At 51.5% G+C, this 26,225-nt stretch carries 18 protein-coding genes and 1 pseudogene; 7 read left to right on the plus strand and 12 right to left on the minus strand.

What is annotated here, in order from left to right:
• The first annotated feature begins 11 nt into the window (after positions 1-11).
• Entirely contained in the window at positions 12-1,580 is a 1,569-nt protein-coding gene (locus JJD41_RS09270; protein WP_200665664.1) for a WD40 repeat domain-containing protein, read from the plus strand.
• Positions 1,581-2,128: 548 nt separating this feature from the next.
• A complete protein-coding gene (locus tag JJD41_RS25685; protein WP_200665665.1) occupies positions 2,129-3,280 on the plus strand; it encodes a CAP domain-containing protein in 1,152 nt (383 codons plus the stop codon).
• A 229-nt stretch (positions 3,281-3,509) separates the two neighbouring features.
• On the opposite strand, the gene JJD41_RS09280 is transcribed toward JJD41_RS25685, so the two are convergent.
• Positions 3,510-4,262 (minus strand): class I SAM-dependent methyltransferase, encoded by a 753-nt coding sequence (locus JJD41_RS09280; RefSeq protein ID WP_200665666.1) that lies wholly within the window; start codon positions 4,260-4,262, stop codon positions 3,510-3,512.
• A gap of 95 nt (positions 4,263-4,357) precedes the next feature.
• A complete protein-coding gene (locus tag JJD41_RS09285) occupies positions 4,358-4,576 on the minus strand; it encodes a hypothetical protein (RefSeq protein WP_234488565.1) in 219 nt (72 codons plus the stop codon).
• Between the two features lie 53 nt (positions 4,577-4,629).
• Here JJD41_RS09285 and JJD41_RS09290 point away from each other — a divergent pair, with 53 nt between their 5' ends.
• Entirely contained in the window at positions 4,630-6,462 is a 1,833-nt protein-coding gene (locus JJD41_RS09290; RefSeq protein ID WP_234488566.1) for a M3 family oligoendopeptidase, read from the plus strand.
• A 90-nt stretch (positions 6,463-6,552) separates the two neighbouring features.
• On the opposite strand, the gene JJD41_RS09295 is transcribed toward JJD41_RS09290, so the two are convergent.
• The 7 genes and pseudogenes from JJD41_RS09295 to JJD41_RS09325 form a co-directional block, all read right to left on the minus strand.
• Positions 6,553-7,593 carry an NF038130 family PEP-CTERM protein gene (locus JJD41_RS09295; protein ID WP_200665668.1) on the minus strand — a complete coding sequence of 347 codons (1,041 nt, stop codon included), beginning with the start codon at positions 7,591-7,593 and terminating at the stop codon, positions 6,553-6,555.
• Positions 7,594-8,168: 575 nt separating this feature from the next.
• Complete coding sequence (locus JJD41_RS09300; protein ID WP_200665669.1) at positions 8,169-9,347, minus strand: LL-diaminopimelate aminotransferase; 1,179 nt, start codon at positions 9,345-9,347, stop codon at positions 8,169-8,171.
• Positions 9,348-9,545: 198 nt separating this feature from the next.
• Positions 9,546-9,869, minus strand: coding sequence for a thioredoxin family protein (locus JJD41_RS09305; RefSeq protein ID WP_168569614.1), 324 nt, complete (start codon positions 9,867-9,869; stop codon positions 9,546-9,548).
• A 296-nt stretch (positions 9,870-10,165) separates the two neighbouring features.
• Positions 10,166-10,930, minus strand: a complete 765-nt coding sequence (locus JJD41_RS09310) for a PspA/IM30 family protein (RefSeq protein WP_200665670.1) — start codon at positions 10,928-10,930, stop codon at positions 10,166-10,168.
• 260 nt (positions 10,931-11,190) lie between these two features.
• Positions 11,191-11,955 carry a PspA/IM30 family protein gene (locus JJD41_RS09315; RefSeq protein WP_200665671.1) on the minus strand — a complete coding sequence of 255 codons (765 nt, stop codon included), beginning with the start codon at positions 11,953-11,955 and terminating at the stop codon, positions 11,191-11,193.
• A 99-nt stretch (positions 11,956-12,054) separates the two neighbouring features.
• Positions 12,055-13,175: pseudogene (locus JJD41_RS09320) on the minus strand (RNA-guided endonuclease InsQ/TnpB family protein).
• A gap of 281 nt (positions 13,176-13,456) precedes the next feature.
• Positions 13,457-14,656 carry a hypothetical protein gene (locus JJD41_RS09325; RefSeq protein ID WP_200665672.1) on the minus strand — a complete coding sequence of 400 codons (1,200 nt, stop codon included), beginning with the start codon at positions 14,654-14,656 and terminating at the stop codon, positions 13,457-13,459.
• Between the two features lie 323 nt (positions 14,657-14,979).
• Here JJD41_RS09325 and JJD41_RS09330 point away from each other — a divergent pair, with 323 nt between their 5' ends.
• Together JJD41_RS09330 and JJD41_RS09335 are read left to right on the plus strand one after the other, a co-directional pair.
• Positions 14,980-15,543: a DciA family protein gene (locus JJD41_RS09330; protein ID WP_200665673.1), complete on the plus strand. Its 564-nt coding sequence runs from the start codon at positions 14,980-14,982 to the stop codon at positions 15,541-15,543.
• 450 nt (positions 15,544-15,993) lie between these two features.
• Complete coding sequence (locus tag JJD41_RS09335; protein ID WP_200665674.1) at positions 15,994-16,326, plus strand: hypothetical protein; 333 nt, start codon at positions 15,994-15,996, stop codon at positions 16,324-16,326.
• Between the two features lie 178 nt (positions 16,327-16,504).
• Here the strand turns inward: JJD41_RS09335 and JJD41_RS09340 are convergent, their stop codons facing one another.
• Complete coding sequence (locus tag JJD41_RS09340; RefSeq protein ID WP_200665675.1) at positions 16,505-18,418, minus strand: tetratricopeptide repeat protein; 1,914 nt, start codon at positions 18,416-18,418, stop codon at positions 16,505-16,507.
• A gap of 168 nt (positions 18,419-18,586) precedes the next feature.
• Positions 18,587-20,326 carry a tetratricopeptide repeat protein gene (locus JJD41_RS09345; protein ID WP_200665676.1) on the minus strand — a complete coding sequence of 580 codons (1,740 nt, stop codon included), beginning with the start codon at positions 20,324-20,326 and terminating at the stop codon, positions 18,587-18,589.
• 387 nt (positions 20,327-20,713) lie between these two features.
• Here JJD41_RS09345 and JJD41_RS09350 point away from each other — a divergent pair, with 387 nt between their 5' ends.
• Together JJD41_RS09350 and JJD41_RS09355 are read left to right on the plus strand one after the other, a co-directional pair.
• Positions 20,714-21,886 carry a glycosyltransferase family 4 protein gene (locus JJD41_RS09350; RefSeq protein WP_200665677.1) on the plus strand — a complete coding sequence of 391 codons (1,173 nt, stop codon included), beginning with the start codon at positions 20,714-20,716 and terminating at the stop codon, positions 21,884-21,886.
• Positions 21,887-22,192: 306 nt separating this feature from the next.
• Positions 22,193-22,723, plus strand: a complete 531-nt coding sequence (locus JJD41_RS09355; protein WP_200665678.1) for a hypothetical protein — start codon at positions 22,193-22,195, stop codon at positions 22,721-22,723.
• A gap of 81 nt (positions 22,724-22,804) precedes the next feature.
• Here the strand turns inward: JJD41_RS09355 and urtA are convergent, their stop codons facing one another.
• Positions 22,805-25,756 carry an urea ABC transporter substrate-binding protein gene (gene urtA / locus JJD41_RS09360; RefSeq protein ID WP_200665679.1) on the minus strand — a complete coding sequence of 984 codons (2,952 nt, stop codon included), beginning with the start codon at positions 25,754-25,756 and terminating at the stop codon, positions 22,805-22,807.
• Positions 25,757-26,225: the final 469 nt, after the last annotated feature.

Consider the following 26,225-nt stretch of genomic DNA (forward strand, 5'->3'; position numbering starts at 1 on the left):
CGATGGATTGGATGACGCCCCTTAAATCGCTACAACAAGACTTTATTCGACGACTTCATGAAAAGTCAGCCGTTTTACATCGGCTGAAAAATCCAGTTTTAGTGGGTTATTTTAGCGAAATAACTCTATTAACAGAATACGAAATCGAACAAATCCGAGAATTTTGCTGGAATCAGGTAGAAAAACTGCGCGACGACTACAGTAAACCGATTCGCGAACATTTCCGCGATCGCTTTCTGTTTCAACTCGGCAAAAAGGCCGTCGCCAAATATCTAGACGATCTCTTAGTCCCGATTCCCCTCGATGAAAAGTTTGGCAGGGTCAGTCAAGTGGCTTTTCGCTTAAAATCCGACAGAAGTATTGGCATTCAAGTTAAAGTCATTCGAGGGGCGATCGCCGATCTGAAATGGTGGTTTAGTGCGGAAGAAATCAATAAAAATGCCGTGATTATCTGTATGTGGCTGGCCGAGGCGATCGCCGCCGACAGCGAATCCGAATATCCCCTTATTTTAGCAGGATTTTTACCCACTTATCTGCTCGATGTCGTTTTCAAAAACGAAGTCGAAATCGAACTCGAAGATCTCCTCTATTCAGGCGGTCTACACTGTTATTTAGAATCGCTCATTTGGCAGTGCGTGCGAACCTTAGACGATCTCGGCGGTCAAGTTTTATGCCTTGCACTCAGCCCGGACGGACGGCAAATTGCCAGTGGAAGCTTGGACAATACGATTAAAATTTGGGAGTTAGACAGTGCCAGTCTATTACAAACCCTTTCCGGTCAAGGGGATGCCATTTTGTTTGTCAGTTTCAGCCCCGACGGCGATCGCTTAATTGGCGAAAGTTTTGACAGTACGATCCAAATTTGGGACTGGAAAAGCGGCCAGATCCTGCACGTTTTCCCTCGACAGTTAGGCGAAATTGCTCCTCATTTTTCGATCGCCGATCGCGCCCAAATTCTCGAAGCCATTGACAACGAATCCAATCCGGTCATGGCGATCGCGATCGCCCCCAACAGTCACACCGTCGCCACGGTCAACGCCGATAACGCGATCGAAATCTGGAACCTGGAAACCGGAACCCACTTGCAATCTTTTCAAGGTCACGCTAACTGGATTCTCTCTCTCGCTTTCAGTCCCAACGGTAAACTTCTCGCCAGTGGGAGTGGCGATCGTACTGTTAAAATTTGGGATTTACACGCCCAACTCGAACTGTACACCCTCGAAGGTCATACGGACGAAATCGAATCGGTTCTGTTCAGTCCCGACGGTCAAATCCTCGCCAGTGGTAGCGACGACACCACGATCGCCTTATGGGATCTCGAAACCGGAACCCGTCTTTATACCCTCGTCGGTCACTCGGAAGAAGTCGAAGCCCTCGCCTTTTCTCCCGACGGACAAATCCTCGCCAGTGGTAGCGGCGACGCCACGATTAAGATGTGGGATGTCAGTACGGGTAAGGAAATTTACACCCTTTTCGGTCATTCCGATTGGGTGTCTTCTCTGGCATTTTCTCCCGACGGTCAATTTCTGATCAGTGGGAGTGGCGACGAAACGATTAAAATTTGGCGTCGGGGAAGGTGAGGGAAGTTTGGAGTTTAGATCTGAGATTGAGGGAGTGGAGACTCTTGAGTTCTTCTTTAGCACGATCGCCCGCCTCAGACTGCGATCGCGATCGCTATGCCAGTAGCGTTTGGCTCACTTCCGGTAACTTATTCAACTGAATATGATAAAGATAAGCAATACAGAAACGAAGCCAGCTCACAAAACTCCGAGAAAATACGTACATTCCTCTAAGCTTGGCTTTTTCTCGGCCAACCAAAACTAACCCACAAAAAGCCGACGCTTACGGAAAGCGCCAGCTAACACCTGTAAAAGGTTAGTCAGTTCAACTGTAGATCGTGACGGGGTTGTTCCCTAGAAAGGTTGCCAATCCACAAGTTTGGATCGCATCCAAGTCCCTGTCAGTTGCTAAGACCACCCCACTATTTATTTTGTTCCCAGGGGCGATCGCCCCTATCGAAACAGCCCTATTAGGTGGACTGCAGCCAACCCGGATCGGTGAATTTTCAAGGATCGGCCCAAGATCTCCCACAAATTTCTATTTCTAAACATAATTACCTTAACCGATCGTGGAACCTCAAGAATTTATCAACCAAGTTGTCGAGTTAACCAACGCCGAACGGGCAAAATTAGGTTTAGCCCCCTTATCCTTCAATCCGCAATTAGCACAAGCTGCCCAAACTCAAAGCCAGAATATGGCTTTAGAAGACTTCATCGATCACATCGATCCGAGGGGTCAAAATGTCGGCGATCGCGTGCGCGCCACGGGCTATCCTTTTACTACCGTTACCGAAAATATTGCCTGGGGCTACAACACCCCCGCAGGGGTCGTATCCGGATGGATGAATAGCCCCAATCATCGCGTTAATATTCTCGATCCCAATATCAGCGAAATCGGTGTCGGCTATTTCTTCCTCGCCGAAGATACCGGAGTCAACAATTTCAATACCTATTGGACTCAGGTTTTTGGCAATCCTATTAGTCAACCGACCAGTCAAATTCTGCCCGACAATACTTTACTGAATTCTTTCCAAAGTTTGACCGCAACAGCCAATGCTTCGTTAAACTTTTTTGATTTAACTGATGGCAACGACCAAGCGCAATTAGCTCCCGAAAATACCTTAAACCATCCCGGGGGCGTGCGCTCTTTTTCCGGAGACGATCTCGTAACCGGATCGAACGGTAGCGATGTCATTAACGGTAATGCTGGAAACGACCAACTTAACGGGAACGGTAGCAACGATTACTTACGTGGCGGTCGCGATAACGATGTCGTCAACGGTGGCGACGGTAACGATGTCGTCAATGGCAGTTTGGGGAACGATATCGTTAACGGCGACAACGGTAATGATGTGGTTCGTGGCGGTCGCGGCGCCGATATCGTGACCGGAGGGGAAGGAAATGACATTTTAATCGGCGATGTCGATACGGATGTACTGACAGGCGGCGGCGGTAACGATACCTTTGTCTTCCGCGTGGCAACGGATTTAGTCAACGATATCGCTTTGGTCGATCGCGTGACCGATTTCACTGCGGGCGATCGCGTGGCGATCGCGGGTAACATCGACCCGAGTACCATTTTATTACAAGGAACGGGCGGAAATACCGTAATTATGACGAATACGGGCGATTTTCTCGGTTTAATTGACAATACTGCCCCGGAAGCTCTCAATGGATCGGTAATTGTCGTCACCAATGATGCGGCTTTAAATATTGGCTAAATCATTCATCCCGCATCGATGGTGAATGCGAGGGACACGAGATCTCGTGTCCCTCGGTGTTGTTGGGATCTGTTTTACAGCACTCGGGCGTCTGATGAGGTACAGTACCGATTCCTCTATCCCCCCTTCGCCCCCCTTTGAAAGGGGGGTTGGGGTGATTTCGGGGGGAACCAGGAAAGTAGGGGTTTGGTAACCCAACCCCTACCTGGCGAGGGGGATTTAGGGAGATCTAAATGTCTTGCATAGCAGAGGAAAATGCTGTAAGTGTTTTTTGGGTGCAATTGACGACGGTGCGATCGCGCGCTACGTAGATAGATTGCAATGGTTCGATCGTGAATTGCTCGCCAATTGTCAAACCCCATTTATCTAAAATCGCCCTTAACTGTTCTTCTTCTAACCAATTGACGAAGAACCGTTGTAAATAGTGGGCGTCGTCAAAAAAATATTCAATTTTTCCGTACCAGACTTGATGCTCGAAATCGATAAAATCACAACAAACTTTTTGTTGTCGATCTTCAAACATAGTAGCTTGTTTTAACCAAGCCGAGCTAAATAATTCGATGCCCAACCATCCCTCGGGTTTGAGATGGGCGATCGCCCGTTCTAACAGTCGTTCTCGTTCGGCAATCGGACACAAATTTAACAATGTCGAAGAACAAATCACCCCGTCGAAGCGATCGCCTAAATTTAACTGTTGGATACGCCCGCAAATCGTTTTCAACTCGGGACAGTATTTACGGGCGATCGCTAACATTTGCGGATTGGCATCGACGCCGATCGTTTCATAACCGAGTTTTAACAAGGGAACCGCCACGTATCCCGTACCACATCCTAAATCTAAAAAGCGGCTCGATCGCGGCGATTTTTGTGCCAATTGCGACCACGGCCAGATGCGATCGGGATATCCGAAACGGCCATAGAGGCGAGCGTAATTCGGATCGGGATTCTCTAAATTTTCAAAAACTTCGACGATCGGGCGCATTAATTTCTCAACCCGTCAAAAAAACTGACCTTCGCCATTCTTTCAAAGAAGTTGACCACATTATATTATCCATTCATCGAAATAAATAATCTGCATCAAACTTCGCACCACTTTGCCGACCGCCGACGGTGGCGATCGGCGATCGCGTAGCGTCTCCAAAACAGAATCGCGCGATCGCTCGAAACCTCCAACTTTTGTAAATAACCTCTCAAATCACTTCTAAAATAAAAGAAGTACCATTCCAGCCAGCCCGCGATCTCGTCGGCACTGGAATTCTCATCCCCATACGATCCTTGCTCCGTGCCAGCTTGCATCGATTGGGAAAAAATTGTCCCACTCAATCCCAGAAAAAACAAGGAGTTCAATTTTGATTCAAACCTCTCAGTCTTCAACCGCTCAAACCCTGCTTTCCCAACTCGAAACCACCCCCGAATGGGATTTATCCGACCTTTACCAAAGCTTCGAGGATCCCAAATTTCAACAAGACCTCGACCGACTCACCCAAACCGCCGCCCAATTCCGAGACACCTATCGCGGACGAGTCAGCCAACTCAACTCCGAACAAGTCCTCGCCGCCTTACAAGAACTCGAAGCCCTCGGTCAGAAATCCGGCTATCTTTATAGCTACCCCTCCCTCGTCTTCTCCGCCGACACCCGCAACACCGAAGCCAAGCAATTCCTCGATAAAGTCATGGAAGCGCTGACGGCGATCGAAAATCAACTCCTCTTCTTCGACCTCGAACTCCAACAACTCGACGACCACAAATTCCAACAGTTACAATCCGATCCGCATTTAGCCAAATACAAACATTACCTCCATCGAATTAACGAATATCGACCCCACAAACTCAGCGAAGAAGTCGAACAAACCCGCAACCAAGATAGCCTCACCGGACGCCAAGCCTTCGTCCAACTGCGATCGGTCCATCTCGGCGAACAAGAATATCAACCCGTCACCACCCCCGACGAACAAACTGCCGCCACCGAAGCCGAACTCAGCGCCTTACTCTTCCACCCCGCCGGACAAGTCCGCCACGACGCCTACAAATCCGTCCGTCAAGTCCTCGAACAGCACAACTCCCTCTACAGCTACATCCTCAACACCCTCTGTCAAGACCACCGCATCGAAAGCCAGATGCGCGGGTATCGCTCCACCTTACACAAACAACTCTTAGCCGATGAAGTCTCCGAACCCGTCTTTCAAGCGATTATGGACGGAACTGGAAGTCGCTTCGACCTCTTTCAACGCTACTATCGCCTCAAAGGAGAAGCCCTCGGCGAAAAAATCCGCATTTGCGATATTTATGCCCCTTGGACGACCGAAAACGGACAACAACTCCCCCCCATTTCTTACAAAAACGGGGTCGAAACTTTACTCAAAGCCTTAGAACAATTTGATATTAACTACGCCCGCCGCGCCGAAGAATTTTTCCTCAAAAACTGGATCGATGCCAAAGTCCGACCCGGAAAACGCGGCGGAGCCTTCTGCGCCTATTCCCACGGCAAACATAGTTACTTACTGCTCTCCTATACCGACGACTACAACTCCCTATTTACCCTCGCCCACGAAATGGGTCACGGCTTGCACTTCGCCTGGATTGACGACGCGCAATCCTATTTCAACAGCAATCCCCCGTTAGTGTTAGCAGAAATTGCTTCCACGTTTAACGAGTTGTTATTACTCGATTACTTACTCCACAATGCCGCCGATAATACGATGCTCACCAAAGCTCTATTAACCCGGCAGTTGGAAGATCAGCTTAATTTACTCTTCCGCCAAAGCACCATCAGCCGCTTGGAATTGGCAATTCACGATCGCGCCGCCAAAGGCAGTTTCGATCGCCAATTCGTCAACGATAAATGGATGGAACTCTATCAAACCCTCTGCGGCGATGCCGTCGAACTCTTAGACGAACATCAATTCGACTGGGCCCGCATCGGTCATATCTTCTTCAAACCCTTCTACTGCTATCAATACACCGCCTCCAATATCGTCAGCCTCGCGTGCTATCAAAAATATCGCGAAGTCGGTAAAGACTTTATCCCCGGCTATCTCGAACTGCTCGCCGCAGGCGGTAGTCTCAACCAAGTCGAAGCCCTGCGAAAATACGTCGATATCGATATTGAAGATTCCACCACCATCCGCAATGCTCTAACTTACGTCGAAGGCTTGTTAGACCAGTTGCAAGCAACTCTATAACAACCCACAGCAACAACCCGCATCAAAAAAACCCAGTTTCTTCGAGAAACCGGGTTTTTTTGATGAATCTGCAAACACTAACCCAGAAATTTAGGCATCCTTAACCGCTTTGCGGCGTTTGGAGGCAGCGACCAAACCGCCAACCGCCATTAACCCGAGCATCACAGAGGGTTCGGGAACTGCAGCCGCGACGGTAGTTCCACCTTCGTAGGTCATGTTGAAGGAAATACCGTCATCGCCGATGACATCACTGCCGACGCCAGCGAAGGTGTAGAAAATTTCGTCATTGACTTTGAACAGTTCGCTCGCCTGCAAGCTGATTCCGGCATTGCTGAGCAAGCCTTGAATTTCTGCGGGTGCATAGAAGAGTAAGTCGGCGTGTCCGGCGAGACCCCAGTTCACTCGATCGCCATCTTTTTTGACGTAGGCGATGTTGGCGTCAACGGTGCGCTGGAAGCCACCCGCATTGTAGAAGGCATCAAACAAGTTTTCGCGGCTGGAATATTCGGAACCGCCGACAAATTCTAAAATGGTAAAGAGTTCGCTTTCATTATCAACGGTCGGCCCGATACCGAACACAAGATTTGCCATCATTTGCAAACCCGGATCGGCTGCCAAGATGTTATTAATGCCAGTCATGACGTTACCGACGTTGGCATTCCAGGCATCGTTAAACCATTGAACGGCTAAGGTGTTGCCGGAGTACGAGGTATCGAGGCTCGAACCAAATAAATCTTGGGCGGTCAAGCTGCTGAAGGTGAGGCTCGTTCCGTCGTCGAAGCTGACATCTAAGCTGCTGACACCGTCGTAGTTTAAAAATTGGCTGTTGTTTAAGCCGACTTCACTGCTTTTGAACAGTTCGATGTTGCCGCCGGGACTCGAACCCGTTCCGCCGAGGACGTCGAGTAAGTTGGCGGTATTGGTTCCGTAGCTTTCGAGGACGGAGGAACTGCCGGAGGCGTAGTCCCAAATCTCGAAATCGGCTGCGGGGTTGATGCCGTAGGTGTTGCTACCCGTTCCGCTCAGGGAGGCTCCGGTCAGGCTGGCGGCAAAGGCTGGGGCGCTTGCCATGGCGCCGACGCCTGCGATAACGGAAGCGCTGAGGAAAAGGTTTTTTAACAGTCCTGCCATGAGTTTGGTCTCCAGAAGTTTTTCTATGTGAGTGGGGGATCGATGGAATGAGGAAATCGGGTGTTTTTAAAGTCTTTCTGTAATAATTAAAATTGACAGATCGGACTTTAGGTGCGATCGCCCTCACAAGGCAATCGTGTTTGAGTGCAACCTACAAACGGTATAACCCAGTTCGGCGTTTCGAGAGGTTCGGACGGTCTCCCAACGGCCTACCTAAGTTCGGTGATTCTATATTAGACGATCGTTCTCAAACCCCCGATGAAGTTAGGGTTTTTTCGGATGAAGTTTATGTAAAGAATTTAAAATTATTGCTTTTGAGGGAGGATTAAGTATTTAGACGGGCGATCGCGCAGTTTGAATCGGACAATGGAAAAATTCCCTCGAAAAAATCAGTAAAATTACGAGAGCAAAGGATGGATTTTTCGACGATCGCGCCAAGCGAGAATTCAGGGCAATTGTAGCTCACCTTTCTGATTGATTCGAGGGGCGATCGTCCCTCGACGTCGCCCTTCAAAAAAAGACCGATGACGTTTCAATCATCGGCGATCGTGTGGACGCTAAATTTCAGGCGCTGACTAGGAGTTCAAAAACTGTCCGATCCGTTCGACTGCTTTTTCTAAAATCGGCGGATCGTGAACTAAGGCGAATCTGACGTAACCTTCGCCTGCTTTACCAAATCCGGCGCCGGGAGAGGCCGCAATCCCGGTTTTTTCGACCATCTGGATACAGAAACCGACGGAATCATTTTGCCAAGCTTCGGGCAGTTTGGCCCAGACGTACATGGTCGAAATCGGCAGGGGAACGGCCCAACCGATGCGGTTGAGGGCGTTGACGAAAGTATCGCGCCGTTTTTTAAAGACTTCGAGGTTTTGTTTAACGCTATCTTGCGGTCCGGTGAGGGCGGCGATCGCCCCGTTGAGAATGCCTTGATATTGGTTGAAATCGATCGCGGCTTTAACTTGACGCAAGGCGCGAATTAATTCGGCATTTCCGATCGCGTAACCGACGCGCAAACCGCCCATATTGTAAGATTTCGACAGGGTAAAAAACTCGATCGAAACGGTTTTTTCCGGGTCGGCTTGTAAAACGGACGGCGCCGCTTCGGTGGCTTCGCGATCGAAGACCATATCGGCGTAGGGAAAGTCGTGGACTAATACCAAATCGTGACGCTGACAGAAGGCGACGGCTTCTTTAAAAAAGGACAACGGCGCGATCGCGGTAGTCGGGTTGTGCGGGTAACTCAGTACCATCATCCGCGCCTGTTCCAAAACGGGGGCGGGGATGTCGTCGAAGACGGGTAAAAAGTGATTTTCCGCGCGTAAGGGCATCGGATAAATTTGACCGCTCGCGAGATAGACGCCGCCCATGTGAGAGGGATAGCCCGGATCGGTGAGCAGGGCGAAATCGCCGGGATTGAGGATCGCGAGGGGCAAGTGAGCGGTTCCTTCTTGGGAACCGATTAAGGTGAGGACTTCGGTTTGCGGATCGACTTCGACGCCGTAGCGATCGCGGTACCACCGTGCGGCAGCTTCGCGAAATTCGCCGGTTCGGTGAAAGAGGACGTAGCCGTGGGTACTGCGATCGGGTAAAGAACGGGCGATCGTCTCGATCACGTGGTCGGCAGGAGGCTGGTCCGACGATCCGAGAGACAAATCGATTAAATCGAGTCCTGCGGCTTTAGCCTTGGCCTTGGCGTTATCCATATCGGCAAAGACATTCGCTCGCAGGGGTTCTAAACGTTTGGCGAACTGCATGATCTTGTCAGATGTGAGTCTGTGAAAACGGATCGGTCTGGTGCTTGAGTGGGGAAGCTCTCCAACTGGTCGGTGAAGACTCGGATCGAGAGGAAGGCTATCTTGTTAGGCTTCAAACGAGACGATCGCCGCCCGGGAATCGCTTGTCAGCTCGTCCCCGCTTCGATTCGAGTTGGGGCCATTTGGGGGGCGATCGCCCTAAAGTTTGGCTTGGAGGGCATCCGCCAGTTTGGCTTTGGTAATCGCACCTTCGTGGGAGTAGAGCAACTGGTTACCGTCGTACAGTCTTAAAGCGGGAACCCCTTCGACCTGGCATTTGGCCACGCTTTCAGGATTGGGATCGACTTCGAGTTTGACCACTTTGAGGCGATCGCCATATTCACCCGCGATCGCGTCGATCGACGGCGAAACCAATCGGCACGGGCCGCACCACGACGCCCAAAAGTACACCAACACGGGTTGCGTCGCTCGTTCGACTTCAGTTTCAAATTGGCTATCTGTAATTGTAATTACGCTGCTCATTCCACCCGTTGTGAATCACCATCATCACTAGCTTATCGCCCTGTCGATCGTCTCTCGGTTTCTGGATGAAAAATTCTTAAAAAATATTAATATTGTTAACGGCGATCGCCAGACAACAGCACCAGCTCGCCGTTGACTTCCCGGCAGACTCTGCCACTAAGGACACCTGAACGAACACCCGTTTGGCCCGATCTAAAATCTAAAATCTAAAATCTAAAATTCTTTCGGCCTCGCCGCCCCTCCACTGGAGGCGATCGAGGCCGTCATCTTTAAACTGAGGTCGTCTCGAACCCCTACTAATCGTTGAGCTGCGATCGCAGTTCTTCCAACTCCGCATCGACGGCGGAAGAGTGAGAATCGCTTTTTTCTTTACCTTCCGGCAATTGGGCTTGAGTCGGAGACCCCCCAGTCAGTTGGGCCTTCATCGCGGCGAGTTCGTCATCGACATCGCTCCCCGCTTCCAACGCCGCGAATTGGTCGTCCAAACTCGACCCGCCCAATTCCGTAACCGCCTGCGATCGCGCTTCCATTTGCAAGACCTTCTCTTCCATGCGCTCGAACGCCGCCATCGAACCCCCCGTATCGATCGAACCGAGAGTTTGTTGGAGCTTTTCGTTCGCCTTCGCCGCTTGCGCGCGGGCCTTGAGCATATTTTTCTTCGTTTTTGCTTCGGAAATCTTGCTCTCCAAGCCGATCAAATTGCGTTTGAGGGCTTCGACCTGCTGGGTTTGACCGTCGAGCTGGCTTTTCAGCGTCGCTGCCGTATCTCCGTGAGACTTCTTGCGAACCAGTGCCTCGCGAGCCAAATTTTCATCGCCTTTCTGCAAGGCGAGTTGGGCGCGTTGCTGCCAGGTATTGGCTTGCTGGGTGGCTTGACTGAGCTGTTGTTGGGTGCGCTTTTGGTTGGCGATCGCCGAAGCCACCGCCTGACGCAACTGCACCAAGTCCTCTTGCATGTCGATAATCGACTGCTCTAAAACCTTTTCCGGATCTTCAGCCTTGCTCACCAAGTCGTTCAGATTGGCTTTGACAACTCTGCTAATGCGATCGAACAATCCCATAATTTTTATTGTCCTTTGTCGATTTACACGATAACCACGGGGTGGATAAGGTCCGAACCGAACCTGTCCCCTTTACAACCGATCGGCTCGCTCACTAGCCAGCTTCTCCTGTTTCGAGAGCGGCAGCACGCGATCGAAACCTTCTTTCTTTCAAACGCTCCATCCCAAAAAACGCATGTCCTTCCAGTTTAGGAACTCCCAGTAGGAATCGCTAGATCGCAGCCCGGTTTCCGTCTCCCTTGCACCCCGGCGATCGCCCCTCAAGACCCCTCCATTTCCGATCGCAATCGATTGAACTCCCGTTCCACATCGGGATCGGCTTTCGGTTTGGCCGCACTCCCGGGTAACTGACCCCCTCCGGGGGACTCCGACAGCAGCTTCGCCTTGAGATCGGCCAAATCCGTATCGACATCGTCCCCCGCTTCCAGGGCGGCAAATTGGCGGTCGATATCGTCGGTTCCCAGTTCCGCGATCGCCTCCGAACGCGCTTCGAGTTCCATCACCTTCTCTTCCATGCGCTCGAACGCCGCCATCGAACTGCCCGTCCCGACACTCCCGAGCATTTCATTAATTTTCTCCGACGCCTTCGCCGATCGCGCCCGGGCGATATACAAATCCTTCTTGCTCTTCGCCTCCGCAATCTTGCTCTCCAGCGCCCGCATATTCTGCTTGAGCTTATTGACGATCTCCGTTTGCTGGTCGATTTGAGCCTTGAGGTCGTCCGCCGTTTGCTGGTAAGACTTGCGGCGGGTCAGGGCTTCCCGGGCGAGGGATTCATCTCCCTTTTGCAACGCCAGTTCCGCTCGCCGATACCATTCGTTCGCCGTAGACTGCGATTGAGAATACTGGCGTTCGGTTCGTTTTTGGGTTGCGATCGCCTGGGCCACCCCTTGGCGAAGCTGGATCAAGTCCTCTTGCATATCCATGATGGTCTGTTCGAGGACTTTTTCCGGATCTTCGGCCTTATCGATCAAACTGCTAATATTCGAGCGAATTACCCGGATCGCTCGCTCAATTAATCCCATAGACAACTCCATTCACCGCTCTCTAAAACTTACTCAAACTTAATCATTTGATGTTTAGTTCCTAGCTTGGATCTTCCGAGACCTTTCCATCACGCTTGCTTACACGGCTGAACTCTCCGCGTTTTCTACATTAATTGCCGCATTTAAGTCACGATCTATGGAGACGTGACAGTTCGGACAATCATACTGTCTTCGATCCAGTGGCATTTTTTGTCGGTGTCCGCAGTTAGAACAGATCTGCGAACTGGGATACCACGGGTCAATCAATGTTAATTTGCTCCCGTACCACTCGCATTTATACTCAAGCTGACGACGGAACTCATAAAACCCACCATCCGCAATCGCACCAGCCAGCTTGTGATTTTTGAGCATCCCTGACACATTTAAGTCTTCGATTTTTACTTCACCGTGGTTCTTGGCTAAGTAAGTTGTTAACTTGTGTCAATGGTCGGCTCTAATATCGGCGATGCGTCGGTGGGCTTTAGCTAACTTGAGTTTAGTTTTTTCTCGGTTTTTACCTCCTTTTTGACGGTGACTTAGTTCTTTCTGGAGTTGGGCTAGTTTTTTCTGGGCCTGGCGATCAGCTTTCGGATTGGGATAGATTTTACCATCGCTCAGGGTGGCTTTTTGATTCCTACGTCCACCCCAATCCGCTCTCTTACTTTTGGTGTGGCCTGGGGTTCAAAATCAATTTTAAAGGCAATATACCAGTCCCCTGCTCGTTTACTTATCGTGACGTTTTTGGGATGAACTGGCGGTAACTGTTCGTGGCTTTTTACCCAACCGATCCGAGGTAGCTTCACCCGATCGCCGGAAATTTTAATGCTTCCTTCCAGGTAAAAACTATCTTTGACCTTCTTTTTCTTAAACTTGGGGAAACCTGTTCCTTTGACTTGCCCAACTCGCTTAAACGCTTTATTTAGGTTTCGCAACGCTTCTTGAGGGCTACATTTGGAAACTTCATAGTACCAAGGATTCCGACTTTTTACCTCGGCGACTAATCTTTTGTGTAAGTCTATGGCACTCGGGAGTTTACCTCCGGTTTCTAATATTTCCTTACAGGTAGCCAGTCCCCAATTCCAAGCGTGTCGAGCGACTCCTGCGTGTTTCGCCATCAGCGTTCGTTGTCGCTTATTTAAGTCTAGCTTGGTCTTCAAGCCTTTCACTGACTTTTTTGAACTCCTCAACCCTCTTTTTGTTCGGCTAAGTTCAGCTACCATAAAGACTAGCAGAAAACAATGGAGATGGTGAAATCCGCGATTTTTGCGGCTTCAGTCCTTCTAAACTTACTCAAATTTTGATTTGAATATAAAAAGTGAGTAAGTTTAAAGAACTTTAGGTAGAAATTTAAACCCTGTTTTTAACCCCCCGTTTGGCCTTGCGATCGCCGTTGGACGCACTCGTGCGAGGTTCCACCCTCAAACGCCTGCCGACAGCGCCAACCGATCCGAGGTCGATATTTCTTTTATCCTATCGCACCAGTTGGAGAGTCCAGTCCCCCTCAAGGGGTGTACATTTGAGCCGCTAATCCCTGTTCTTTCATTTGTTCGACCATCACCTTCGCCGAGGCTTCGTCCTCGAAAGCGGCAACCTGAATCCTCACCCCGATGGGAAACTCCCGCACATAAGCATCGGGAACGACTTCGCGCGCTGCAAACAAGCTCTCGTCGTTTTTATATTCCATCAACACGTAATAAAAATCGGGGAATGAAGCGGCGCTCACCGTCGAACTCGGCGCGGGGGTCGGCGTCGCACTGCTCGTCCCATTCCCGCTTCCCGGACCGGGCGATTCTACCGCAGGCGGGATTAAGGTGCTGCTGAGATCCCCCAATCCTTCCGAACCATTCCCCGCACTCTCCCTCGGTGGACTCGTAGCGGCGGAGGGCGTCGGACTGGGAGGGGCGGTCGGGGTCGCCACGGGGGAGGGCGTGGCTTCGGATTCGCTTTCGAGGGTTCCGAGGCGCTGCAAGTCCAAGTCTACAAACTCTCGGGAGGCTAAATCTGGGGTCACGTCGCTCGGTTGCGACTCGATCGCCTCCGACGAGCCCGAGTCCGCCGTAGAATCGAGCAGTTGACCGACGCGATCTTCCCTCGTTTCGTCGGACTGGCGGGCTTGTTGGTTGGCGGAGAAGTTGTAAACCGCATAGCCCAAACTGCCAATGGCGACGAGGAACAGTAAAATGGAGCCGATCCCTAACGGACTCAATAAACTATCGCGCGATCGCCGCGACCGTCGCGCCGCTAAGGAAGCCCGTTTGCGTCGTTCTTCTTCTTCTAAGGTCTGGACTAACTGTTGTGAGGATTCGAGATAGTCTTTCGGTTCCGACGGCGCGGCTGCAGTCGAACCCGCTTCGGTTCCATTGGTCTCGGAAGCGTCTAAGTCGTGCGCTTGGGCGCGATCGCCGTTCGTCTCGGCGAAGGGATTGACGGCCCCCACCTCCGGCAGTTCGGCAGTGTCGGCGCCGTGGGTGGCTGGCGGGGTTGGTACGCGCTCCGGTTCGACGGGTTCGGACGCGGTCGCTGGGGTTTGTGAAACCCCTTGTTTGCGTTTTTCCCGTCTGTAGCGGGTCAGTTCTTCATTGAGATCGACATCGAGATTGTTTAATACGGCTTGCAAGGTCGGGTTTAATCCAGACCCGCCGTATTCTGCCCCAGATTCGAGCTGGTCGAGCTGATTCGTACCGTTGTTATTGTCACCCATCTTGCGATCGCTCCTTTTGACTCAATTCGCTACTTACCCGTAGATGTTTCGATTCGGGATGTTTCCGGTCAGTTGTTTCAGGTCACTTTTTAGATCGGTATCTAGTCTAGTCGTCTTGGCTCGCTTCTTTCGCCTGAATGGGATTTTATCTTGGGAGGGGTTCGAGGCGATCGCCCGTCATTTTTTAACATTTTTTGCAATGATTTTTACCATAAAAAGTATAACTTTTCCCCATCGCCTACCTCCATCAGCTTCGAGCCTTTCTAAAATCTAAAATCTAAAACCTAAAACCTAACATCAAAAAACCTAAAATCTAACATCCCATGTTTGATTCCCTCGATCGCATTCTCGGTTCGATGGCGGCGACCCGTTTCGTGCGTCAGCAACAAGCTTACACCCAATTACTCAAAACCTGGGCCGAGGTCGTCGGTGCTCCCGCCGCACGGTACAGTCGCCCCCTCAGTTTCGATCGCGGCATCTTGAAAGTTGCCACGGCGAGTGCGGTTTGGGCGCAAACCCTGACCTTGAAACGACATCAGATCGCCGGACAATTGCGCGATCGCGGTTACCCGGACTTGAAGGATATTCGCTGTTCGACTCGCGATTGGAGTCAAACGGCGATCGCCACTCAGGACGTTGCCGAATTACAACAGTTGTGGCAACAGCATCCCAGTCGTCTCCCCGACGAACCCCCAACCACGGCTCAGGCGTCCCCCGAGGCGGCGACGGATGCCAAAACGGCTTTTCAATCTTGGGCCGCTCAAACCCAGGCGAAATCGGCCTCTTTCCCCTTATGTCCGCAATGTCAGGCGCCCACCCCGCCGGGAGAACTGGAACGCTGGTCGGTCTGTGCGTTGTGTGCGGCCCAAAGTTGGTCTGGTCGTTGAGCGATCGCCCCACGGCTCGAAGGTCAAATTTTTTAGTTAATGTAGCGTAGTTAACAGCGATCGAGAACGGTTCGGTTCTCTCTCAAATCTGTCGTCATTTTTCAGCGATCGATTATTCTCTCGAAGCTCGAAAACTTCAAGACGATCGCCTCATAGGGTCGCCAATTCCCGACTCTTTTTTACGCGATCGCCACCTCCGTGAGTTTCGGTTCTTCGCGATCCCCGTTGGTTTGGCGGTAAGAGTTATCGTTTTTACCCTCAGACAATAAAGTCTTTACTCACCCAATTTGTATCTGTTTTTTACAGAACCCTAAAGAAAATATAAAATTACAAACTCCGATTAAATCCCCTATAACCCAAGCAGGTAAATCGATCGATCCCCATCGAGGTAGACGAGGGATTGCAGGAGAATTAGGCCAATCACAATATCTTTCCTTCCCAGCGATCCCTATGAACAGCTCAACTTGTGTAGGACTAGCCTGTCGCCACTGCACCCACTTCAGTCCCGAAGGACGCAGAGGCGGACAATGCCAACAACTAGGGGTTCCCGTGCGCGGAGGCTGGAAAGCTTGCTCTCTGGTGATGAAATCCTTTGCGCCTTCCTGGGAAGGACTGCAAGAGGCGATCGAATTGGAACGAGAAATTATTCACTTAGAACACGCTCTGTCTTTACAATCCGCATTACATTCCAACGATCCTGAATGCAACGCTGCCGAAAGTGTTTCTACTCCCCCTCATTCTTTAAGAAGATCGACTCCCCCGGAATCGGTAACAATTCGATAACAAAACATCTTAAATTTTGGTAAACTTCAGCCCATCATTCGTTTCTACGCCATCGAGAACGAATGGTGGGTCGATCTTTTTACCATTGAAATTCGTGCTAACTCCCGAGTCTCGATTTCCCACTCACTCCCCAATTTAAAAGGTCAAAAATTGGTCAAAAATTTTCCTCAAAAATCATTTATTCTTGAGGATCTTGCCAGGGTTCAACTTGGATGCCATCGCCAGCAAAAACAACTTTAAATAATGCAAAGCGATCGGTTTCTAGGGCTTCATTGGCTTTTAACTCGGGAAGGGGAGTTTCCCCAACTTGGCGATCGCCTTGTTCTTCAATCGCCCAATAATTAGCAATTTGTCCATCTTCAGAAACTTGAACCCGATAGACCAAAGGCATTTCTAGTTTGGTTTTACCTGCTTTTTGTTTCAGGTTAGTTTCGAGCAATTTTTGTAAATTGGCAATTTCTTCGGTATTTTTAATTTCCAAAGATTGCTGTTCTACCGAATCGAGCAACGCCCAAATTTGTTGGTATTGAAAATAAGTTTTGGGAGTGGCTTGGCTGCAAGTTTCGCGAACCGCATTACTTTTGAGTTGTTCTATATCGATCGCCGCCGCATTGGTGCCCATCATCGCCCCACCGATCGCCGATAAGATCGGGGGAGATTGCGAATCTGTAGGCGGGGTTTTATCTAAACTCGCTTCAATTTTTTCAATTAACGCTTTCGTCACGCTCAAATAACACTCGGATATCCCGCCATCAACTCGGAAAAACTCGCCATTTTCTGTTTTGACCTTCGCCAAGCGTAACGCTCGAACAAAGCGCTCGCGAGCCTCATCTAACCCGTCGATGACTTCGCGAACTTCCTCATCACTTTTGAGTTCGATTTCACGACTGACATTATTATTAAAATAGCCAATAGAAACGAGTTCGACCAAGCCAAAATTGGTATGTAGTTCGATTTCTTGTTCGTCAGACAAACGGCGATCGATGCCATCTTTCTCATTTTTCTGATTTTTTTCCTCAGCCAAGCGCAAAAAGAAGGTCGCATTATTCGCCGATTGCGTTAAAAAGGTGCGATCGCGCTTGGTTTCCGACTCCGAGCCCTCCCCACTGCCCGATACAAGCTTGAGTTCCGCAGGGGCAGCGATTCTAACGGGTTCGCCATCATAAATTGCCTTTAACAACACCACCCGACCGACCCCCATTAACGAGGCGGGATGACTTTCGAGCAAGCCTTTTTCATACTGCGATCGCGCCCGGTCTAAATCGCCGAGGGCTTCGTAAATCTTGCCTAAAGAAAATTGAATCTCCGTGGGATCGTCGGGATTTAATGACAGCGCTTGTTCGTACTTCTTTTTTGCTTTCGCCCACTCACCTTTCTGGTAGAATTCCTGTCCTTCGCGGTAATAAAATGAGGCGACGCGAGGGGTGACCGAATGATTGATAAACCAGGTCCCCCCCGCCAAAGACAACGCCACCACAAACGTAACTTCCGCGTGCCAGTGGGGGGGAATTGGCGTGCTGGCGAGCATTTGTTCGACACTTTTCTTACCCCGTTCGGTGAGGGCGCCTCCCGCCACCACTGCCAGTCCGGCCCCTTGTCCGATGGTGGCGAGGGTGCCGACAAAATCGAAACCGTGGGCGGCGGAAAAGGTTTGGGCCGTGCTGGTGATCCAGGTTCCGGCAAAGACCAAACAGACCACCGTGCCTAAATTCCAGACAAAGTTCGGGCAGCGCGACCACCAGGGCTGTTGCGATCGCGGGGCGGGGATTTTTTCGGGAAACCACCACCACGCCGACTCGGGGGGTTTCAAACTGCCGCGATACTCGCTCAAGCGATCCGCATCGAGGTGAGCTTGATGAGTGAGCTGTTGGAAGCGGGCGTCGAGTTCGAGCAGGCGGGCGATATTCTCCGCACTGGCGCGGGTCTTTTCCGGTAAATGTTCTTCGATACAATCGCGGGCGAGCAGGACCGCGAGCAGGGGTTGAGGGGAAGGATGGGGAAGGCTGCGAGCGAAGCGATCGAGGGCGTCGGCATAGCGCCCGATCGCCCGATCTAAAGTACAGCAAGGATTCTCGTCACTCAGATCGGTCATCAGTTCAGCTCCCCAACGGGCGATCGCCTTTTGCACTCCCGAAAGTTTAATGGTTCTAGGGTAGCCGCTCTAGTTCCCATCGGCAAATGCACGGCGATTGCAAAACGACGCCAGAGGCGTATCGCCCATCGAGAGCCGGATTGACATTGGCTTGAATTGCCGTTGAGCCTAGTTAGACCAAGGCGTGATATGTAATTCTCCCGTTGGCGTAAATACAACTTTAAATTCGGCGATCGCTTCTTCCGCTTCTTTCGATTGCGGTAAGCTTTGCAGGGGAACTTCTTGCAGAAAATCGTCCGCGTCCTCGCTCATTGGTTCGTAGGCACTCAGTTCGCCGTCTTCGCCCATTTCAACCCGATAAATCAAATCGCTGTTGAAGGTCGGTATCGTTCGCCAGTTGACATCGACCATTTGATATAAGTTGTAGCGCAATTGTTGGACTTTTTGTGGGTCGGTAATTTCTAGTGGTTCGGGGGCGAGACTTTGCTCCGTTCCGCCACCGCCTGCGGTCTGGAGATCTTCCGTATTCTCATCCGGATTTTCCTCGACTGCGGTCGCTCCATCGTTCGGGATCTCCTCGTCCCCAGTCAATTTTTCAACTACATCGACGGCGACTTTCTCCGTATCAATCCGGTCGTGTTTGGCGACGATCGCCCCGGTTTCAATATGTTGTGCGACCTCCCGCTTGCCCACGAGCATGAACCATTTATACTCGTCGAGGGTTTCGGGTAAGGCAAATTGCTGACAGTTGACCCAGTGGCGATTGGCCCGTTCTTGTTCGCCGAGACGTTCGAGAGTCTCGGCGAACAAGCAATTTGCCATTCCGGCGCCAAAGGGTTTGGCCTCGCGAACGGGGATTTTTTTGTCAATATCGATCGCCTTTTCTAGAGGAACGGCGGCCTGTTCGTAGAGTTTTTGTTCCCACAACGACCAACCGAGATTGCGATACAATTGATAACGCACGCGATCGTCATCGCCGACCCGTTCCAAACCCATGCGAAGGTAGGTTTCTGCCGTAATCGGCTCTTTTTTTTCAATGTAGACCCGACCCATGTGGTTGAAGCCGATCGCCATCCCCCGTTCTACCGCTTGTTTGTACTGAGCCAGGGCTTTATCCAAATCGCCGAGGGATTCGTACACTTCTCCCAGGGCAATTTTGATCTCGATGTTGTCGGGATCGAGTTGAATCGCTTGTAAATATTTATCTGCCGCCGCCGTCAGATGGCCTTCTTGGTAAAGACTTTGTCCAGTAGCGTAGTAGACCTTACCGATGGCGGGAAGTTGACTGTTGAGTCCGTAAGCGCCGAGCAGCAGGAAGGCGGAAAACCCGAACATGACCTCGCTGTGATAGCGCGGGGCAATCCCCATCTGCTGGCAGGCTTTCTTGACTTTGGCTTTACCGTCGCTGGTGAGGGCGCCTTTCCCCACGAGCGCCAATCCCGCCCCTTGAGCGAGAGTTCCGAAGGTTTCCATGACCCCCAACCCGCCGACGGAAAACGCTTGAAAGGTACTGACCATGAAACTGCCCGTGAAAATTAAGGCGGCGGCGGTCAGGGTATCCCACAAGTTATCGAGGCGATCCCACGGGTCGATTTCTTGCGGCGGTTGAAAATACCACCACCAGGAGGATTGTGGGGGGTTGAGGCTGGCTCGCCACCGATCCAAGTTGCCAAATTTGGCGATTTTACTGCTATTTTCTTGGAGTTGGCTATCTAATTCAAACAGTCGGGCAACGGTCTGTTCTGAAACTTTTGTTTTTTCGGCGATCGCCTCTTCCACGGCGTCGCGCGCCATTAACAGCTTGAGAATCCGCTCTCGACTCGGTTGATTCTCTTCCCCCTCAAATTCGATAAAAGCATTTTCGTAGCGGGCGATCGCTTCACTTAACTGTGTTGTAGTGGTAGACATTGCAACCCTGTTGACAAGTAAATGTGTGTGGTATCACCCCGCGATCGAGACACCCTACTCGATCGCATTTCATTGGTTTTAAATATAGCAAAACTTTTGGGGTTAGAACGATAGAAATCGCCGCCGCCATCCCGATAAGATCGGCGATCGTATAAAAAGGGTGAAGGGTGATGAGGAATACACCCCGGACATCCCCGTCAAAATGAAGGGTTTTTCTCAATAGCTTGATTGAGAAAAGTCATGAGAGGCGATCGCTCCTTTGAGGGATAGTCTAAATAACTTTTTGTATTAAATTTTATATAGTTAAAAAGGGGTCTTGGGGAACGGAGTAAACTTAAACGATAATAATACAGTGAAATTCAACGTGGAGATGGAGTTCGTCGAATTGTGAAAGTATTAATCCTACATAACCTTTATCAAATCCCCGGGGGTGAGGATGAGGTGGTCAAGGTCGAGCAAGAATTACTCGAAGGGCACGGACACTCAGTCCGGTTATTTAAAGTCGATAACGACGAAATTGCTGGAGCGGCGGGAAAACTCAAAACGGCATTGAATGCGATTTATTCGCGATCGTCAAAACAACGAGTTTTAAAAGAAATACATCAGTTTCAACCGAATGTCGTTCACGTTCACAATTTTTTTCCCTTATTTTCTCCCTCAGTTTACGATGCCTGTCGCGAAGCGGGCGTCCCCGTGGTTCAAACCTTACACAATTACCGACTGTTCTGCTCCAATTCCTATTTTTTCCGCAATGGGGGACCGTGCGAAGATTGCCTGGGGAAATGGTTTCCTTGGCCCGCCGTGGTTCACGGATGCTATCGAGACAGTCGGGTGGGATCGTTCGTCGTGGGAACCATGCAAGCCGTTCACCGTTGGCGCGGAACCTGGCGCGATCGCGTGGATCGCTACATCGTCTTGAGTGAGTTTGCGCGCAATAAGTTTATCGAAGGAGGCGTCCCCGCCGAAAAAATTTCGCTCAAGCCCAACTTTATATCACCGGATCCGGGCATGGGGCAAGGGCGCGGGGGTTACGCGCTGTTTGTCGGGCGACTGTCTCCGGAAAAAGGGATCGATATTTTGCTCGCCGTGTGGGAACATCTCGGTCAGAAAATCCCGCTCAAAATTCTCGGTAACGGACCGTTGACCCCAGTGGTGGAAAGGGCGGCCCACACGATCGCCGGAGTGGAGTATCTGGGAAGACAGCCCAAAGACCGGGTGTTGGCGTTGATGAAAGAGGCGAGTCTGTTGATGTTCCCGTCTTTGTGGTACGAAGGGTTGAGCATGACGATCCTTGAAGCCTATGCGGTGGGTTTGCCCGTGGTGGCGAGCAATGTGGGTACGATGTCTACTGTGGTGAAGCCGGGGCGCACGGGCTTGCATTTCCGTGTCGGGGATGTGGGCGATTCGATCGAGAAAGTGGAGTGGGCGATCGCCCATCCAGAACAGATCGACGCCATGCGCCAGGAAGCGCGATCGCAGTTCGAGCGCCATTACACTGCCGAACGCAATTACCAACAACTGATCGAAATTTATCAGTTAGCCGGGGCCAGCTCGGTTTGAAACGCTTAGTGTAACTGTTGCCATCGGGGAAATCTACAACGATCGCCGCATCTCGAAGCGGGGGCGATCGAGCCTATGGGCGATCGCAACTGATGAGACGGACTAATCTCGGCGATAAGAAAACCGAGCAAGTGGCTCGATTTTGGTGAAAAAATATGTTGTTTAATATTAATTAAGTTAAGATAGTTTGAAGTTTATAGTATTTTTATAATCAAACCGAAAAAATCATTATACGGACATCGCGTAAATTCTTCGCCTGCCTTTCAATAGCAGTCGTATTTACGCCATCATACGAGGGATTGACCGATGAGTGCTAACGAGACGAGCAACAGCCGAAGCACGAGCAGAGGCAGCAGCCGTCGTCGCCGGACCAATTCAGCCAAAACGAAGTCAGAAGAGACAACTGAGGTGAAGCCGATGGCAGACCAGGAAACAGAAAACGCAAAAACTGATAACGGAACACAAGGGAGTAGCCTTGCGGTGAAAGATAAAGAAACCCCCAAAGATAAAAAAGGCGGATTGCAACTCTATAAAACCAGCAATCTTCCGGGAAATCGCCCGATCGCCGCCAGTACCTTAAAACTTGCCGAAAACAACCCCATGTATGGCAACCGTCCGGTCTCCGCGAGTACCTTGCAGGTCGTCGATACGATGAACTCCTCCGGGATTCGCCCCATCAGCCAGAGTGCGATCGAAGTCGCCGACACCCTCAAAGTCTCCGGATTGCGCCCGATCGCCGCCAGCCACCTGATCGTTTACGACCGCCTGATGGGCAACCGTCCGATCGCCTCTAACGAGATCGACGACAGCACCGAACTCATGGGTTTTCTCGACTAAGCTCCCGTAACGGGAAAGCTCCTCGCCAACCGCCTCCATCGGCGATCGCCCCGTGCGATCTTGCCAACCGGATGAAGGCGGTTATTGCGATCGACTCAAATCCGCAGACGGAGTGACCGGGCGATCGCCCTTTCTGCGCCGACCCTCCGGACTTTGATAGCGACTCAACAGCGCCGCAAAGCGCTTGTAATCCACGGGTTTATTCAAATATTCCGCCGCCCCCAAAGCCATCCCCTGATTTTTATCCTCCACAAACGTCACCATAATCACGGGAATATGCGCCAACTGCGGATCCGCCTTGAGGGCCGACAACACCGCCCAACCGTCCATACTCGGCATCATCACATCTAGGGTAATCGCATCCGGGCGCAGTTCCTTCGCCAACTCCAACCCCAGGCGACCGCTTGCAGAAGCGCGCACCCGAAACCCTTCCTTCGTCAGCGCCCGAGAAATCAAATCCCGGGAAGCCGGATCGTCGTCGATCGCCAAAACCATCGCCTTGGGGGGCAACACCGCCGAGGGCGATCGCAAGGTTCTCCCCGATCGCGAATCACCGACCCCCTCCGACTCCTCCTCGGCGTCGTCATCCGCCGCCGTCCCTTCGAGACGAACCAGTGCGGGTAAAACCACCGTAAACGTCGAACCGCGACCGACTTCGCTTTCGACCCTAATTTGGCCGCCCATCATCTCACAAAAACGCTGGCCGATCGCCAATCCCAGGCCCGTTCCCCCGTACTTGCGCGTCGTCGAAGCATCCGCCTGTCGGAACGCTTGAAATAACTTCGCTTGTTGCTCTGGGGAAATGCCAATCCCCGTATCGCCGACCTCAAAAACAATCCGGGGGCGATCGTCCCCCTCTCCCGTCGCCCCACCCTCGCGCCGAACTTCGAGGCTAATTTCGCCGTTATCGGTGAACTTGCACGCATTGCTGAGTAAATTCAACAACGACTGGCGGACTTTAATATAGTCGCCGTGCATCGTTCCCAACTCTTCGGGCATTTTCAGAATCAAGCGGTTATTATTTTGCTGGGCGAGCGGTTCGATCGTGCTGGTAATTTCTTCAATTAAATCCCTTAACTCGAACGTTTCCAAACATAAATCCATTTTCCCCGCTTCAATTTTGGAAATATCGAGAACGTCGCTAATCAAGGCCAATAACTGCTTACCTGCGGTGCGAATTTTCTGCAAATCCGGGGTCATTTCTTCATAACCAAAATCCCGGGCATCTTCTTGCAGCATTTCGCTGTAACCGATAATCGCGTTGAGCGGGGTTCGCAATTCGTGGCTCATGTTTGCCAGAAACGTACTTTTGGCGCGGTTGGCAGCTTGGGCGGCTTCCGCCGCCATTTGTAACGCCCGAGAGCGCTCTTCGAGTTGGCGGTTGCGGACTTCCAAACTGGTGAGCAAGCAGGCGACTTGCTGGGCCATCGTGTTGAGGGTGGACGAGAGCACGCCGATTTCGCTGGCCGATCGCACGGGCGATCGCGCAGTCAAATCCCCACTGGCTAAAAGTTTCGCCGTTTCGGTCACTTGGCGCAAACTGCGGCTGAGATTGAAGACAAAGCCGATCGCCACGGGCATCAAGATCAAACTGGCGACGAAGGCGACGAACAACAGCAATTGATTGCGACTGGCGGCGGCGATCGCCTCTTGCGCCAACAAGCGCATCCCCTCGTTATCGCCGACGGCTAAGCTATCCAACCCCCCGAGTAACGCACTCATCTCGCTTTCGATGCGATTCGACGCCAGCCAACTGCCACCCACGGCGGTCCAGGTCAGCCCCAACAACCCCACCAGCAGCCCGATCGCCGCAATTTGGATTTCTCCCTTAAATCCGCTCCTCGATAGCCCTGCAGCCCACGGATAGTTCTGGAGGAACGGATCCGGGCGCACCGGGGCGTCACTTTGCCAAATTTGCTCGATCGCCCCGTCGGCGCACACCCGACCGATACGAACGGTTTTCCAAGTATGTTGGGTTTTCCCGTCGAGTTTGACCGCCCCTTCCGGCGCCATAATTTCTAAATTTTTGAGGGCGGCGCGGACTTGAGCGACCTCGGTGGAGCGCGCTTTTTCCACGGCCCGCTTCCACAGGTAAAGCCCCATATAACTCGCTTCGATCGGATTGTCGGTGACGCGATCGCTGCCGTATTTCTCCCGATAGGCGCGCACGAATTGCTGATTTTCGGGACTGTCGAGGCTTTGAAAGTAATTCCAGACCACCAGATGACCCACCAACGGTTCGGCGCCGATCGCCCGGATTTCATCTTCGGCGATACTCGCCGACATCACCGGAAGGCGATCGGGGGTAAATCCCGCCTCGCGCAGCTTGCGGAAAAAGGCGACGTTACTATCGCCGTTGAGGGTATTGAAAATCGCATCCGGTTGTACGGTTTCAATATGGGCGATCGCCGTCCCGACCTCTTCAGACCCCAAGGGGATGTACTCTTCCCCGACTAACTCGGCCCCGTGCGCCGCTAACTGCGCTTTGACAATTTGATGGGCCGTGCGCGGAAAAATATAGTCCGACCCGAGCAAGTAAATCCGGCGCAACCCGCGTTCGAGCAAGTAATCGACGGCGGGAATAATTTGTTGGTTGGGGGTCGCTCCCGTATAAACAATTTGGGGAGCGCATTCGAGTCCCTCGTATTGCAAGGGATAAAAGAGCAAACCGTCGTATTTTTCTAAAATCGGCAACACCGCTTTGCGACTCGCACTCGTCCAACAGCCGAAAATCGCCGCACAGCAATCGACCTCCAACAGCTTTTTCGCTTTCTGGGCGAAGGTTTTGAGGTCGCTGGCCCCATCTTCGACCGCCACTTCCAGGGGGCATCCGAGAACGCCCCCACTGGCGTTAATTTCCTCAACCGCCAACAGGAGGGCGTCTACGAGCGATCGCTCGCTAATCGACATCGTCCCCGTCAGGGAGTGCAACACCCCGATGCGGATGGGTGGGTGGTCGCCTTGCAAGTTGGAAGGACTGGGGATGGGAGTTTGACTGGTTGGTTTATCGAACGCCGTCGGACCTTGTGTCATTGTTTTTAATCCGGTTTTTATGAAGCTATCTGGTTCTCAATTAAGTGGGGCGATCCGTCTCTGGCGTCCCGTGGCGAACGCCCGAAATCGGAATAAGACTCTCATTCGAGGGTTGACGTCGGTCGGATCCTTCCTCAAGGGAGTCTGCGCGATCGCGCGGCGTTTACGAATTAAACCCCATCGAGATCGATCGCTGTGAGTGTGTTGAGGTTCGATCGTTCGTCTTGCGGTTGAGGTTTTTTTCTTGAAGCGATCGAATGAACGTCAGACTTCCACCCGGTATTGACACCCTTTTCGCCCTCAGTTTTTCGACCGTCGCGATCGTGTTTTGCCTTGAATTCTCTTACACTCCTTCAAACTGATAATGTATCTAAAAAGTAAAATTTCTTCGCTTTTGTGCTTTTCACTGCTTTTGCTATATATAGCAATTCCTACCCCAGCCGTGCAATGAAGCCCCAGCACCAATGGC

It is taken from the genome of Oxynema mangrovii CENA135 (assembly GCF_016632315.1).
GTDB lineage: Bacteria > Cyanobacteriota > Cyanobacteriia > Cyanobacteriales > Laspinemataceae > Oxynema > Oxynema aestuarii.

Bases quoted from the DNA above. Each gene is read 5' to 3' on its own strand.
- JJD41_RS09270 (WP_200665664.1), top strand. From the start codon at position 12: ATGACGCCCCTTAAATCGCTACAACAAGACTTTATTCGACGACTTCAT.
- JJD41_RS09280 (WP_200665666.1), bottom strand. From the start codon at position 4,262: ATGCGCCCGATCGTCGAAGTTTTTGAAAATTTAGAGAATCCCGATCCG.
- JJD41_RS09285 (WP_234488565.1), bottom strand. From the start codon at position 4,576: ATGCAAGCTGGCACGGAGCAAGGATCGTATGGGGATGAGAATTCCAGT.
- JJD41_RS09295 (WP_200665668.1), bottom strand. From the start codon at position 7,593: ATGGCAGGACTGTTAAAAAACCTTTTCCTCAGCGCTTCCGTTATCGCA.
- JJD41_RS09300 (WP_200665669.1), bottom strand. From the start codon at position 9,347: ATGCAGTTCGCCAAACGTTTAGAACCCCTGCGAGCGAATGTCTTTGCC.
- JJD41_RS09305 (WP_168569614.1), bottom strand. From the start codon at position 9,869: ATGAGCAGCGTAATTACAATTACAGATAGCCAATTTGAAACTGAAGTC.
- JJD41_RS09310 (WP_200665670.1), bottom strand. From the start codon at position 10,930: ATGGGATTGTTCGATCGCATTAGCAGAGTTGTCAAAGCCAATCTGAAC.
- JJD41_RS09315 (WP_200665671.1), bottom strand. From the start codon at position 11,955: ATGGGATTAATTGAGCGAGCGATCCGGGTAATTCGCTCGAATATTAGC.
- JJD41_RS09325 (WP_200665672.1), bottom strand. From the start codon at position 14,656: ATGGGTGACAATAACAACGGTACGAATCAGCTCGACCAGCTCGAATCT.
- JJD41_RS09330 (WP_200665673.1), top strand. From the start codon at position 14,980: ATGTTTGATTCCCTCGATCGCATTCTCGGTTCGATGGCGGCGACCCGT.
- JJD41_RS09335 (WP_200665674.1), top strand. From the start codon at position 15,994: ATGAACAGCTCAACTTGTGTAGGACTAGCCTGTCGCCACTGCACCCAC.
- JJD41_RS09340 (WP_200665675.1), bottom strand. From the start codon at position 18,418: ATGACCGATCTGAGTGACGAGAATCCTTGCTGTACTTTAGATCGGGCG.
- JJD41_RS09345 (WP_200665676.1), bottom strand. From the start codon at position 20,326: ATGTCTACCACTACAACACAGTTAAGTGAAGCGATCGCCCGCTACGAA.
- JJD41_RS09355 (WP_200665678.1), top strand. From the start codon at position 22,193: ATGAGTGCTAACGAGACGAGCAACAGCCGAAGCACGAGCAGAGGCAGC.
- urtA (WP_200665679.1), bottom strand. From the start codon at position 25,756: ATGACACAAGGTCCGACGGCGTTCGATAAACCAACCAGTCAAACTCCC.